Source organism: Candidatus Binatia bacterium (assembly GCA_029248525.1).
In the GTDB taxonomy this organism is placed as follows: Bacteria; Desulfobacterota; Binatia; order UBA12015; family UBA12015; genus UBA12015.
The window spans coordinates 19808-32690 of the sequence record JAQWJE010000039.1 but is presented as its reverse complement, the minus strand read 5'-3'; the positions used below and the strand labels follow the sequence as shown (position 1 = coordinate 32690).

The window sequence follows — 12883 nt, the reverse complement described above, 5'->3', positions numbered from 1 at the left end:
TCTCTCAGCTATCGTTCGAAGCTTCACCCAGCTGGAGCCGGGCAAAGCGCTTCAATTGGATCGAAGTTCCAATTCTCTTAGCTTCCTGATCAAGAAGTTTGGCAATCGTCAACTGCCCGTCGCGAATATACTCCTGATCGATCAAACATTCCTGCTGGTAGAACTTCTCCACCTTGCCGGTCACGATCTTCTCGACAACGTTTTCGGGCTTGCCGCTCTGAGCTGCCTGATTCGAGAAAATTTCCTTTTCGCGAGCCAGGTCCTCAGCCGGGACATCCTCTCGGGTGCACCATTGGGGGTTGGCGGCCGCGACCTGCATGGCGATATCCTTCAACACGGCAACGACTTCGGCCGCCTTGTCGCCAGTAGCATCAGTCGACGCTTCGACGAGAACGCCGATTTTACCGCCCCCGTGCACGTATGCGCCGACAGCGCCGGCGGAATCCCCCGGCGCGAAGCGGGCGACTCGACGCACGAGAACATTCTCACCCATCGAGGCAATTGCATCTGCAATGCTGTCGGCGATCGTCTTGCCTTCAACCGTCATATCGGCCAAGCCGACAGCGTCTGCTTCCTGCACGCCTTCTACGGTGGCATTGCCGGGCAGAACCGAAGCCAACCGAGTCGCCAAATCAAGGAACCCGGGGGTCTTGGCAACAAAATCAGTTTCGCAGTTCAGTTCGAGCAGCACGCCCTCGCCCGGGGAAACCAGGTTTGCAACCACCATGCCTTCGGCCGCTGTGCGCCCAGCGCGCTTGGCCGCTGTCGCGAGTCCTTTTTCGCGCAACTGCTTCAGCGCAGCATCGATATCGCCGCCACTGTCGGTCAGTGCGTTTTTACAATCCATCATGCCTGCGCCGGTCTTCTCGCGCAGAGACTTCACCTGTGCCGCTGTAATCGCCACTTCTATATTCCTGCTGTCTTGGACTGTCACGCCTGGCGTGACAGCGAGCTAAACTGAGGGAGCCGACTCTTCGCCGGCGGCCATTTCCTCTTCCATCGAAGTGGCCGCGGGGGCGTCGGTGTCGCCGTCATTGCCAGCGGCAATCTTCTCTTCGAGTTCCGCTTTCCCCTCGAGGGCCGCGTCCGCGATCGAAGAACAGAACAAACGGATCGCGCGGATTGCATCGTCGTTGCCGGGCACCTTGTAGTCGATCACTTCGGGATCGCAGTTGGTGTCGACCACGGCGATCACGGGAATGCCGAGCTTGTTGGCTTCCTTCACCGCAATCTCTTCGCGCTTCGGGTCAATGACAAACAACGCATCGGGAAGCTTGCGCATTTCCTTGATTCCGCCGAGAGACAGTTCCAATTTTTCGCGCTCTCTCTCGAGACCGAGAATTTCCTTCTTCGTATAGGCCTCGATGGTCGTCGGGTCGGCGAGGCTGTCTTCGAGCTTGCGCAAGCGATCGATCGAGGCCTTGATCGTCGGGAAGTTGGTCAACATCCCACCGAGCCAGCGATTGTTCACGAAATACATTTCGCTACGCAGCGCTTCTTCCTTGATGGGCTCCTGAGCCTGCTTCTTGGTGCCCACGAAGAGGAGAGTTCCTCCCGAGGCCGCAAGTTCGCGGACCTGACCATAGACCTCTCGGAACATCCGGACGGTCTGCTGCAAGTCGATGATATAGATCCCGTTTCGGGCGCCGAAGATGTAGCGCTTCATCTTCGGGTTCCATCGACTCGTCTGGTGGCCAAAATGGACTCCAGCCTCCAGAAGCTGCTTCATTGTGGGCTCGGGCATACAATCTCCGTCAGATCCGACCACCGGGCAGGCGAAAAACGCCCCTTATCCGGGGATCGGTTCGATTTGAGTAACAAAGCCCCGCTAGCCCCGCAATGCGTCTTCATCGCGGATTCCGGGGTTTTACGGGCCAAATCGGGGCGATTATCGATTCATTCCCGCGATGAAGTCCTCGTTGGTCGGCGTTTCCGCCAGCTTGTCGAGGAGAAATTCCATTGCTTCCACCGAGTTGAGCTGCGAAAGAAGGCGCCGCAGGATCGCGACGCGACCCTGCACCTCGGCTCCGAGCAACAGTTCCTCCTTGCGCGTACCCGACCGATTCACGTCGATTGACGGGAAAACTCGCTTTTCCACCAGGCGGCGATCGAGATGGACCTCCATATTGCCGGTCCCCTTGAACTCCTCGAAAATCACCTCGTCCATGCGGCTGCCCGTTTCGACAAGGGCTGTGCCAATGATCGTCAACGACCCTCCGTCCTCGATGTTGCGGGCCGCGCCGAAAAACTTCTTCGGTTTATGCAGGGCATTTGAATCCACCCCACCTGACAGCACCTTCCCCGAAGGGGGCGCGACCGTATTGTAGGCCCGGGCCAGTCGAGTGACGGAATCCAGCAAAATCACCACATCGCGACCGTGCTCGACCAATCTCTTGGCCTTCTCGATCACCATCTCGGCGACTTGGACGTGACGTGTCGGGGGCTCGTCAAAAGTCGAACTCACGACCTCTCCCGCTACCGAACGGCGCATATCCGTGACCTCTTCGGGGCGCTCGTCCACGAGCAGTACGATTAAATCGATGTCCGGATGATTGGCGGTAATGCCGCGAGCAATATTCTGCAGCATGATCGTCTTGCCGGTTCGGGGCGGGGCCACCACCAGTGCCCGTTGGCCCTTGCCGATGGGCACCATCAAATCGAGAACCCGCCCCGTCGGTTCCTCGGCACCGCATTCGAGGTGGATCGCATCGTCGGGATAAAGCGGCGTCAAATTATCAAACAGCACTTTCTGCCGAGACTCCGCTGGCGGGTCGTAGTTGATTGCATCCAGCTGCAACAAGGCAAAGTAGCGCTCGTCGTCTTTAGGTGATCGAATCTGCCCGGAAACCACGTCTCCGGTCCGAAGATCAAACCTTTTCACCTGCGACGGCGACACATAGATATCGTCCGGTCCGGCAAGGTAGCTGTAGTCCGGAGATCGTAAAAAACCGAATCCGTCCGGCAGAACTTCCAGAACGCCATCTCCGTGAATCAAGCCCTGCCGGGCTGTCTGCGCCTGCAGGATCGCGAAGATCAGCTCTTGCCGTCGCATCGTCGATGCCCCTTCGGCGTCGACGGAACGGGCCATGCCCGCCAATTCCTGAATATCCTTCCCCTTCAGGTCCGAGAGGTGGATGGGCGGGGGCGCATCCGCCGGAGCGAGCACCTCGGGCTCGCCCTCAACATCAACGACTACCCCGTCGGGCGTGGGGGTCGAATCTCCCGGGTTGGATTCCTCACGTCTGGAAGCAGCTCGTCTTGGACTCATCTGGTTGGACCGAATCTATTTCCTCTCGACAAACTTCAAGGGGCAAAAGTAAAGGGCAATCTATTTGGGAAATCAGCGATGAAGGGAAAGCTCCTGCGGCCACCCGCAACCGGAAAAGCGGATGCGAAGAAACCGTCGGAGTCGTTCCTGCTTACGCTGAGCCTCGGGGAAGAGCAAACCAAAACCGGAGCGCCAGCCGAGGTTGACCACTGTCTTCTCGCTTGACACCGACAAGTCGATTTAGTTCCACTCTGGCATGCAAAATTTTCCCTTCCTCAGCACGATCACTCTCCCAGCGCGACTCGCCGTCTTCGGGCTCCTTGGGGCGCTGGCGCTGGCGGCGCCGCAGGCCGCAGAAGCGATCGACTCGCTGGATGCTGGCCAGTCAACTCTGACCGGGGAGCTTGTCGACATTGTTGACGACAAAGCCAATTTCGCCATCGACGGGACCGACAGCAGCGTGGCGGTTGCGACTGACGAATTGAAAAATCTCACCACGACCGAGCCCCGATTGATCATCTTCGGCGAACACGAATCTGTGCTGGGTCGTCTCGACGGCATCAGGGAAGGAAACCTCGAGATCCGCACAGAGAACGGCCGCTCGGTACAAGTCCCGCTGTCGGAGATCGTATCCCTCGGTAGCCCCGCGGCAGGCGAGTTCGACCAATGGACCCGCGACAATCTGCGGTTTTGGAGCGGCTCCCTCGACCTTTCCGCTTCCACATCGCAGGCGACCACAGATACGACGCAAATTCTTTTCGGCGCTGCGGCGCAACGAGATTCCGAGAAATCTCAATTGAAGGTCGGGGTCAGCTACCGCTACGGGACGCAAAAAGAGGACAATGCGCCCAAGCAGACCAATCTCGACGAAGCGGTGGGCACCCTCAATCTTCGCTACACCGTTTGGGACCATATCTTCGTTTTTGGGGATATGGCCGCGACGTATAACGCGATTCAGAAACTCAGCCTCCGCGCCCAACCGAGCGCCGGTGCTGGCTGGGATTTCATTGATAATGACCAGGGCCGGGTAAGCGCCAAGGCTGGCTTTGGTTGGGTTTTCGAAAGTTATTTCGGCGGCGATGAAAATGAATATGCCGCCCTGGCGCTGGGTCTCGATACCCAATGGGATCTGCCTCTCGACAGCACGCTCACGGCCGAGTTGAACTACCTCCCCGCCCTGAATGCGTTTGCCGATAATTACCTTCTACAAGCCCGTGTAAGCTACACGGTTCCCGTGATCTCGATTCTGAACTTCAAGGTACAAATCACCGACGATTATAATAATCGTCCAGCAGCGGGGACGCAGCCCAATAGCTTCTACTTCAACGTCGGGCTCTCGGTCAGCTTGTAAGAGGGTCGAACTAGCGAAGCTGCAGCAGCAGGTTGTGCATATCCTCGGGCAGTGGCGCCTCGAACCGCAGGGGGCGTCCGCCAACCGGGTGATTGATCTCGAGCCGATAAGCGTGCAGCGCGTGTCTCGGAAATTCGAGCAATGCCGCGCGCATCGCGCCGCTGGCTCCCGCCGGCACGCGACGAGATCCATAAACCTCGTCGCCAATCAGTGGATGGCCGAGGCACGCCATATGAACGCGAATCTGATGCGTGCGCCCTGTGCGAGGCTTGCACTCCACGAGCGCCGCGGCCGGACGCTGCCCACCGAAGCGCTCGAGGACGGCCCACGGAGTCACCGCCTCGCGCTTCTGCCCGGTCACAGCTTGCATCCGCTTGCGATTTTGCGGGTCTCGGCCGATCGGCAAATCGACGGATCCTGATGTTTCGCGGGGAACGCCCCGAACAATCGCGAGGTAGGATTTGCGCACGGTGCGCTCCTGAAACTGCACGGCAAGTCCCTGCAACGCTTCGGGTGTCTTGGCGACCACCATCACACCGGTCGTATCCTTGTCGAGACGATGCACGATTCCCGGTCGTTGGGGATCCGGCCACCCCTCTCCGAGTGACCAGCGATGCAACAAGGCCGCAACCAGCGTTCCATGGCGAGTCCCGGGCGCCGGGTGTGATGCCATCCCCGCGGGCTTGCTGATCACCACGATCGACTCATCTTCAAACAGGACGTCGAGCGGGATATCTTCAGGCTCCACCCAGGACGGTTCCTCGGGCGGCAAGACAACTTCGACCACGTTGCCCACGCTCACCGGATAACTGGTCTTTCGAGCGACGCCATCGACGGATACATGCCCACCGCGAATCAGAAAAGCGATACGTGAGCGGGTCGGGAGGAAACTCTGTGCGGCGAGAAAGCGGTCCAACCTTTGCCCCGCGCCCTCCGGGCCGACAACGCAATGGACAATCTGGCTCTCCGGTGTCGCGCGCGTCACGAGCCTCCGAGCAGCAGATTCCGTGCTTCTGCCGCATCGGCCTCGATCTGTGCCACCAGTTCGGCCACCGATGGGAACCGAATCTCCCCCCGCAATCGGTGGGCAAATCCAACCTCGATCGCACGTCCATAAAGGTCGCGATTGAAATCGAAGAGGTGGGCTTCCAATCGCCGCCCCACCCCCCCGAAGGTCGGATTCGTGCCAAGATTTGCCACGGCCGGGAAGAAGGTGTCGTCGCCCTCGATCCGAACTCGCACCGCGTAAACGCCATCGGGGGGCAGCAGCCCTCCGTGGGGCAGGATATTGGCTGTCGGGAAGCCGATCGTCGCACCACGACGATCCCCTTCGCGAACGGTTCCAAAAACGCGATGCGGTCGCCCAAGCAATTGCCCTGCCTCAGCCACATTGCCTGCGGCCAATGCCCGGCGGATCGCACTGGAGCTCACCTTGCCCGAGTCCTCGGCCACTGGCGAAACAATCCCCACGCGCAAGCCCAACTCCGGGCCCAGACTTTCGAGAAGCGCCGGGTTTCCGCGCCGGTCGTGACCGAAAGTCACGTCAAACCCGGCAACGATTCCCGAGGCGCCCAACTCGCCCGCAATCACGTCCCGAAGAAACGCCTCGGCCTCGATAGCCGCGAAGGCCGGTGTAAATCGTTGCAGGACGACTCCCGCCGCACCCAACGAACGAAGACCCCGCATCCGCTCGGACAGACTGGTAATTTGCGGCGGCGCCCGGTCAGGCGCGACCACGGAGATCGGGTGCGGGAAGAACGTAAAGACGACAGGTTCCCCGCCGGTCTCGGCGGCCAACTCGACTGTTCGGGCGACGATAGCCTCGTGACCGCGGTGCAGACCATCGAAGTTTCCGAGTGCCACAACCGGCGAACGGAAGGGTTTATCTCTCTGATGGCGGAGAATACGCATAGCGCTACGAGGCGTTGACTAGCAAAACCTCTCGCCAGACGCTCACCTTCAAAGCGAGCGTAATCTTTGCTGTGCCTCGGCCGCCTCGGGAGTCCCGGGATACTTCTCGATCAACTCCTTCAGGTAGATTCGCGCATCCTGGACGTCGCCCGACGCCGCGAAGGCCTCGGCCTGACGCAGTTTGGCCGCAGGGACACGATCGTTGTCCGGCCAACTGGTCGGGATCTCGTTATACGCCAAGATCGCCTCGTAGTACTTGCCCTGTGAAAAATAGGCCTCTCCGATCCAATAGTGCGCATATGGCGCGAGCGAGCTGCCGCGGTTTCGACTGACGTAATTGCGCAAAGACTGCACCGAGCGTGGATAGTCCCCGCGCTGGTAGGCTTCGAGACCTCCGCGATAGTCTGCCTCCTCGGGACCACGCGCCAGATCACCACGCAAATCAATGCCCAAGGGTGCCGCCCCGGATGCCGCTCCGGCAACAGCGACCTGTGTCGGAGGGGTCTCCCATCCCGCGTTACCGGTATTTTCTCCCATGGGTCGAGGCGCGGCAGCAGCCCCGCCCGCGGGCCAACGAGCCCCGGCAGGGTTGGCCGCGACTGCGCCCACCGCGCCTGAGGCAGCGCTCCCAGCCATCCCGACTGCGCCCGGGGTTGCGTAGAGGGAGCCAGCGCCACGCACCCCGACAGCATCCCCGGTAGCCCCTGAGGCAGCGCCCCGCTGGGGCTCGGGCAGCACCGGAGCAAACCCGGCACTCTGCATCTGTCCCCGGATCCGGGCCATCTCCGTTCGCAGACTGTCCACGTCGGCGCGGGTGTCCGCGAGCCGGCGAGCCAGGATTCGTTGATCCCGCCGAACACCGCTCACTTCAGCTGCGCCGCAACCAGAAAGCGCAAAGGCGGCGAGCAGCAACCCGCCACAAATTGGTCGAAAGAAACTCAAATCCGTGCCCGCCATCAGTTGATCAAAACGAAATGCGCGCGACGGTTTTTTTGCCAGCACGATGCGGTTTCAGCGTGGCATGCGGGAAGTTCCTTGCCGTAACTGATGGTGGTAATCCGCGAAGCGGGAATGCCCAGACTGACCAGATAGTCTCGAACCGAGGTCGCCCGCCGTGCACCCAAAGCCAGGTTGTACTCGATGGTGCCGCGGCTATCGCAATGGCCTTCGATCTCCACCCGGCTCGAGGGATTGGCCTGCATCCATTCGGCGTTCGACGAGAGCCGCTCGCGTGCTTCGGCGCTTAGGTCATAGGCGTCGTAGCCAAAGAAAATATCATCCAGAGGCCCGGCAGCTTCAGCACCGAGAGTGCCACTACGAAACTGCGCCAGGCTCGAGCCCTCCGGCAACGAGCCTGCGAGCTCGCTTTCGGTCAGCGCTCCCGTGCTTCCGGAGGCACCACCCAACGAACTCGCTCCAGTGGTCTTCTTGGCCGCACAACCGGCTGCCAAAAGAGCCACCATCATCAGCAATACGAGACTTCGGGAGCGATTCCCCGCCCTGCCTCTCCCTGCATGCACCACCTGCACCACCTCCTCGTGCTCTCTCACTTTTCGGACCCGGCCGAAAGCCTCGGAGACCACGCCGGACTGCTATCATCGCCCGCGGTGGCGATCAATCGCCTCTGCACGCGCCCCTGCGCGTCCGAAAGATAAATCTCACCACGTCCCCGTCGCGTGGAGGCAAAAACCATATACCGACCATCCGGCGACCAGCTCGCACCCGTGGAATCCCCCGCTGCCGTCGTGATCTGACGAGTAGCCCCGGAAGCCAGATCGAGCACGAAGATCTGGAACTGGCCGTTTACCCGGCCCGTGAAAGCGATCTGTCCGCCCGCAGGCGACCAACTCGGCGAAGTATTATACGTCCCCCCGAAGGTCACTCGCCTGACCTCTCCTGAGGCCAGGGTCGCTACGTAAATCTGCGGTGTTCCGTCGCGAGAGGAACAGAAGGCAACCTGCTTTCCATCCGGCGACCAGGTCGGACTGACGTCGATCCCGCGATCGTCCGTCAACAAGCGTAAACCATCGCCCCGCGGGCTCAGTAGAAGGATCTCGGAGTTTCCTCTTTGTTCCTCTCGCGCCACCGCGATCTGTTGACCGTCGGGGGAATAGCGCCCACCCACGACCAGTCCCGGACCCCCCAGAACCTGACGGAGCTGCAAGGTCTGCGTGGAGAGCTCATAGAGCCGGGGGCGCCCGTCGCGGTAGGAAGTCAGCAGCAACCTCTCGGCATCCGGTGCCCAACCCGGAGACAAGTTGATCGTCCGATTGCGCGTCATCTGTCGAGCGCCGCTGCCGTCGGCACGCGCCACCCAAAGTTCCTTGAACCCGCCCTCTCTGGTTGAAATAAAGGCGATACGCGAATCGAAGGGGCCCTGCTCCCCGGTCAGGAGGAATAGAATGCGGTCGGCAAACCGGTCGGCCATTTGCGTCAGGTCACCCAGACGACCGATGTATTTCTTGCCGCCCACCTGCTGACGTTCGCGCACATCGAACAGTCGAACGGCGAGCACCAGCTCGCCGTTCTGCGAACCGATCGCACCCTTGACCAGGAGTCGCGCACCGAGCCCCTCCCATGCAGCGAAGTCGATTTGCTCACGCTGAACGCCGGAGTCTCGCGGCTGCCGGTCCGTAGGCGGGTTTGGCAACACCCGAAAAAGCCCCGACAAGTCCAGATCACGCCCAAGGGTTTCGGCAAACTCGATCCCCAATCGATCCAGTCCACCGCCCTGCGGCGCCACGATGGCGATCGGAAAGGTCGCATGGCCCGGCCCCGCAATGGTCCCGCGGACCTGAGCGCCGGCCAGCGATGGCAAAAACGCCGGCAACACAAGGACCACCCAGCTCGCCAATATCCAGCATTGACCGATTTTTCTCCAATTATGCATGCCCCACCTCATCACCGCGTCCTCCCAAGGTCTGCTGGACGGAATACCAGTTCCACGTCCCCGAAGTCACGGCGAAACGCTATCGGTGGGGGTGGGAGCATCCGGACGGCTCGCAGAGCCCGCAAGACCGACGCATCATACCCTGCATCCGATGAGGGTTTTACGACTCGAATCTGCGACAGAACGCCTTTATCCGACACCCCGAACCCGACAGTGACCGAAAGATCAGGCCGACGGCCAGCCCAAACCCAGGCGTCGCGAATACGATCCAGCATCAAGCTGTAATAGGCGAGAAATTCGGGCGGTCTCGCGGAAGCGGTCCCACCGCCACTGCCTCCTGCACCACTGCCGCCTGCGCCACTACCCGGCCGCGTCGTGCCCGGACCAGTCCCACGAGCCCCCTCGGTCCCGGCCGCGCGGGCTCGCGCCTTGTCGAGAGAACGCGACATCTGCGCTGCGCGACGCGCCTCCGCGGCTGTCGCCGTCTCCGGCTCCTCGGGAGCTGCGGGCTTGCTCTTTGCAGCGTCCTTGCGCGCGGAGCGATCCGCCTCGGCGGCCTCGCGCGAAGCCCCTGCCCCGGCAGCGAAACTGCCTGCGGAGGGAGCCACCGGCGAGGCGGACGGGGCTGGCTGGGCGCCTGCCTTGGGTGTCGCTGCCGCGGTCGGCACCGGTGTCGCCGACGGCCTCTGCGGCGCGACCGTCAGTGTCGGCCGGGGTGTCGGCCTGGCAGTAGGCTTGGGCGTCGGCTTGGGTGTGGGCCTGGGTGTGGGCTTGGGAGAAGGCTTGGGAGTGGGCTTGGGCGATGGAGTCGCTGTGGGCTTGCCCGGGAGGATCACGTCGGGGTCGCCCTGCGTTTTTTTCTGCGCTGAAATCTCGCTCGCCAACGCGGATCGCGAACGCCGCGGTGCCGGGGTCGTGATCGGCGGCGGAGGCGCCGCGCCGCCTCCGACCAAAGCCACCTCAATCACCGTCGGCCCCATCGGAGCATCGGTCGACTCGGGGAGCGAAAAATAGCCGATCACGCCCAAGTGGAGAGCGAAGGAAAGAGCCACCACAAAAATCAGCAGCCAACTCCGACGGCGATCCATGAGGATCGGCGGCCGTTTGCCCATCGCCGTCTAGAGACGCTCGGCGCTACCGAGCTCCTCCAGCTCCAGTGCATTCTCGCCGGCCTCTGTCACCAGACCGACTTTGCGAAATCCCGCGTCGTGGATTCGGGCCATGATCTCCATCACGACCCCGTAGGACAGACGCCGATCGGCACGGACAAAAATCGGCGCGCTCGCCGCCTCCTGACCCGCTCGGGCCTGCAACGCCGCACCCAACGATTCCGGATCCACCAGATCCTCATCGACGAAGATCTCGCCAGCGCGAACGATCGATACGATAATCTGATCCTCGTCTCCTGTCAGAACGCCGACGTCGACCTGCGGGAGGTCGACCGGAACTCCCTGCTGCAAAATCGGAGCAGTCACCATGAAGATCACCAGCAGCACCAACATGACATCCACCAGCGGCGTCACGTTGATCTGCGACATCGAGCCGCCACTGCCTCGATCAAAAGCCATCAGTTGAGGAAGTGGCGTTCCGCAATATTCAGGAACTCGGAAGAGAAATTGTCCATATCAGCGTGCAGTACATTCACCTCACGCATGAAATGGTTATACGCGACCACCGACGGGATCGCCGCCGCGAGCCCCACCGCTGTGGCCACAAGCGCCTCCGAGATCCCCGGAGCGACTGCCTGAATCGTCGAGACTTGCTCGGTCGAGAGGCTTTGAAACGCATTCATGATTCCCCATACGGTGCCAAAAAGACCGATAAAAGGGGCTGTCGAGGCCGTCGTTGCCAGGAATGTGAGGTTCTTCTCGAGCCGGGTCAGTTCCAGATTGGTCGCCCGGCGCATCGCTCGCTCGACATTTGCGGAACCCGCCAGCTCGATCTCCGAGTCGCCTTCTTCGCGACGTTTTCCCCGCGTGAGGCGCATCAATTCCTGATAGCCGGCGCGAAAAACCTGGGCGACGGGGCTCTGCTCGTAATCGAGACTGGCTGTCTGGATCTGGCCCAAGCTCTTGGATTCCCAAAAGATTTTCACGAAACGAATGGACTGGCGCCGCGCCCGGCGCAATTGGCCCAGTTTGAAGGCCGTAATGCCCCAACTTCCGGCCGAACAGCCCAGCAGGATCCAGAGAACCCCCATCACCACGGGCCCAGTCCCCGCAAACAGATGCTCGATCACCCCACAGCCCCCTTGCCTCGTTCTTCACGACCATGGCGGGAATACCCCCCGCCCCACCTGCTCAATAATCCTGTTGGGACCGCCCGCGTCAACTCCTCCCGGGCCCCAAAATATCTTCGGGTTGTGCGCGGGCGCTCCGATGTCTAGGATTTGCGGGAATTTTCCCAACGCGGGGCACCGGGCCAGGAACCCGTCCCGCATGCGTCAGAAGGAGAGAAAATGGCAACTCGTGTCGGCATCAATGGATTTGGACGAATCGGGCGTAATGTATTCCGCGCCTCCCTGGAACAACCCGAAGTCGAGGTCGTTGCGGTCAATGACCTCACAGACGCGGCAACGCTTGCCTACCTGCTCAAATACGACTCCATCCACGGTCGACTGGAAGGTGTTTCTCACGATGGCGATACGCTGATCGTCGGTGACCGCAAAATCAAGGTCCTGTCGGAAAGAGATCCCGCCAAGTTGCCCTGGGGCGATCTGGGAATCGATATCGCCGTCGAATCCACCGGATTCTTTGCCAGCAAGGAAAAGGCATCCGCTCATATCGCTGCCGGTGCCAAGAAAGTGATTATCTCCGCCCCCGCAGGCGGCGTGGATCTCACGGTCGTCTACGGTGTGAACCACACCGACTACGATCCAGCGGCCCACCATGTCATCTCCAACGCCTCTTGTACGACCAACTGCCTGGCTCCGTTCGCCAAGGTCCTGAACGATAACTTCGGCATCAAGCGCGGCCTGATGACCACCGTGCATTCCTACACCAACGATCAGCAAATCCTCGACCTGCCGCACAGCGACTTGCGTCGCGCGCGTGCCGCGGCCCTCTCGATGATCCCGACCACAACGGGCGCCGCCCGGGCGGTGGCTCTGGTCTTGCCGGAACTCAAGGGCAAGCTCGATGGAATGGCTGTCCGGGTTCCGACGCCGAATACCTCCGTGGTCGACCTCACTTGCGAATTCGAGAAGTCGGCAACCGCAGAGGACATCAACGCCGCGATCAAGGCTGCGGCCGACGGCCCGATGGCTGGCGTTCTCGCCTACTCGGACGAGCCCATCGTGTCGATCGACATCAACCACACGAGTTACTCGTCCGTTTTCGATGCCCCTTTGACCAAGGTGATGGATAATAACTTCGTGAAGGTTCTTTCGTGGTACGACAACGAGTGGGGCTTCTCGAACCGCATGGTCGATGTGATGAAATATATCGGCGCACGTCTCTAAGGC

General features: G+C 61.1%; 13 protein-coding genes and 1 pseudogene. 3 read left to right on the top strand and 11 right to left on the bottom strand.

Annotation, left to right across the window (positions count from 1 at the left end):
• Window positions 1-4: 4 nt before the first annotated feature.
• The 3 genes and pseudogenes from tsf to rho all read right to left on the bottom strand — a co-directional run bounded on the left by tsf (window position 5) and on the right by rho (window position 3136).
• Entirely contained in the window at window positions 5-904 is a 900-nt protein-coding gene (gene tsf, locus P8K07_08250) for a translation elongation factor Ts (protein MDG1958515.1), read from the bottom strand.
• Window positions 905-1069: 165 nt separating this feature from the next.
• Window positions 1070-1744: pseudogene (rpsB, locus tag P8K07_08245) on the bottom strand (30S ribosomal protein S2).
• Window positions 1745-1888: 144 nt separating this feature from the next.
• Window positions 1889-3136: a transcription termination factor Rho gene (rho, locus tag P8K07_08240; GenBank protein ID MDG1958514.1), complete on the bottom strand. Its 1248-nt coding sequence runs from the start codon at window positions 3134-3136 to the stop codon at window positions 1889-1891.
• Between the two features lie 210 nt (window positions 3137-3346).
• Between rho and P8K07_08235 the strand changes: the two genes are divergently transcribed.
• Together P8K07_08235 and P8K07_08230 are read left to right on the top strand one after the other, a co-directional pair.
• Window positions 3347-3493 (top strand): hypothetical protein, encoded by a 147-nt coding sequence (locus P8K07_08235; GenBank protein MDG1958513.1) that lies wholly within the window; start codon window positions 3347-3349, stop codon window positions 3491-3493.
• A gap of 31 nt (window positions 3494-3524) precedes the next feature.
• The gene (locus tag P8K07_08230; protein ID MDG1958512.1) at window positions 3525-4619 is read left to right on the top strand and encodes a DUF481 domain-containing protein; all 1095 of its coding nucleotides are present in this window, start codon (window positions 3525-3527) and stop codon (window positions 4617-4619) included.
• A 10-nt stretch (window positions 4620-4629) separates the two neighbouring features.
• Here the strand turns inward: P8K07_08230 and P8K07_08225 are convergent, their stop codons facing one another.
• The 8 genes from P8K07_08225 to tolQ are packed head-to-tail and all read right to left on the bottom strand — an operon-like array spanning window position 4630 to window position 11656.
• Entirely contained in the window at window positions 4630-5604 is a 975-nt protein-coding gene (locus P8K07_08225; protein MDG1958511.1) for an RluA family pseudouridine synthase, read from the bottom strand.
• Complete coding sequence (locus P8K07_08220) at window positions 5601-6530, bottom strand: bifunctional riboflavin kinase/FAD synthetase (protein MDG1958510.1); 930 nt, start codon at window positions 6528-6530, stop codon at window positions 5601-5603. Before P8K07_08220 ends, P8K07_08225 begins: the two co-directional genes overlap by 4 nt.
• 48 nt (window positions 6531-6578) lie before the next feature.
• Window positions 6579-7487 carry a tol-pal system protein YbgF gene (gene ybgF / locus P8K07_08215; protein ID MDG1958509.1) on the bottom strand — a complete coding sequence of 303 codons (909 nt, stop codon included), beginning with the start codon at window positions 7485-7487 and terminating at the stop codon, window positions 6579-6581.
• Entirely contained in the window at window positions 7487-8080 is a 594-nt protein-coding gene (gene pal / locus P8K07_08210) for a peptidoglycan-associated lipoprotein Pal (GenBank protein ID MDG1958508.1), read from the bottom strand. The genes ybgF and pal overlap by 1 nt, the downstream gene beginning before the upstream one ends.
• Window positions 8077-9432 (bottom strand): Tol-Pal system beta propeller repeat protein TolB, encoded by a 1356-nt coding sequence (gene tolB / locus P8K07_08205; GenBank protein ID MDG1958507.1) that lies wholly within the window; start codon window positions 9430-9432, stop codon window positions 8077-8079. Before tolB ends, pal begins: the two co-directional genes overlap by 4 nt.
• On the bottom strand, window positions 9432-10532 hold the full coding sequence (locus P8K07_08200; GenBank protein ID MDG1958506.1) for a cell envelope integrity protein TolA: 1101 nt from the start codon (window positions 10530-10532) through the stop codon (window positions 9432-9434). Before P8K07_08200 ends, tolB begins: the two co-directional genes overlap by 1 nt.
• A gap of 6 nt (window positions 10533-10538) precedes the next feature.
• Complete coding sequence (tolR, locus tag P8K07_08195) at window positions 10539-10988, bottom strand: protein TolR (GenBank protein ID MDG1958505.1); 450 nt, start codon at window positions 10986-10988, stop codon at window positions 10539-10541.
• The gene (gene tolQ / locus P8K07_08190; protein ID MDG1958504.1) at window positions 10988-11656 is read right to left on the bottom strand and encodes a protein TolQ; all 669 of its coding nucleotides are present in this window, start codon (window positions 11654-11656) and stop codon (window positions 10988-10990) included. Before tolQ ends, tolR begins: the two co-directional genes overlap by 1 nt.
• Before the next feature lie 222 nt (window positions 11657-11878).
• Here tolQ and gap point away from each other — a divergent pair, with 222 nt between their 5' ends.
• Window positions 11879-12880: a type I glyceraldehyde-3-phosphate dehydrogenase gene (gene gap / locus P8K07_08185; protein MDG1958503.1), complete on the top strand. Its 1002-nt coding sequence runs from the start codon at window positions 11879-11881 to the stop codon at window positions 12878-12880.
• The last annotated feature ends 3 nt before the right edge of the window (window positions 12881-12883 follow it).

Coding starts and splice junctions, on each gene's coding strand:
- tolB (MDG1958507.1), bottom strand. CDS start 9,432: ATGAGGTGGGGCATGCATAATTGGAGAAAAATCGGTCAATGCTGGATA.
- P8K07_08200 (MDG1958506.1), bottom strand. CDS start 10,532: ATGGGCAAACGGCCGCCGATCCTCATGGATCGCCGTCGGAGTTGGCTG.
- gap (MDG1958503.1), top strand. CDS start 11,879: ATGGCAACTCGTGTCGGCATCAATGGATTTGGACGAATCGGGCGTAAT.
- P8K07_08235 (MDG1958513.1), top strand. CDS start 3,347: ATGAAGGGAAAGCTCCTGCGGCCACCCGCAACCGGAAAAGCGGATGCG.
- tolR (MDG1958505.1), bottom strand. CDS start 10,988: ATGGCTTTTGATCGAGGCAGTGGCGGCTCGATGTCGCAGATCAACGTG.
- P8K07_08230 (MDG1958512.1), top strand. CDS start 3,525: ATGCAAAATTTTCCCTTCCTCAGCACGATCACTCTCCCAGCGCGACTC.
- P8K07_08220 (MDG1958510.1), bottom strand. CDS start 6,530: ATGCGTATTCTCCGCCATCAGAGAGATAAACCCTTCCGTTCGCCGGTT.
- ybgF (MDG1958509.1), bottom strand. CDS start 7,487: ATGGCGGGCACGGATTTGAGTTTCTTTCGACCAATTTGTGGCGGGTTG.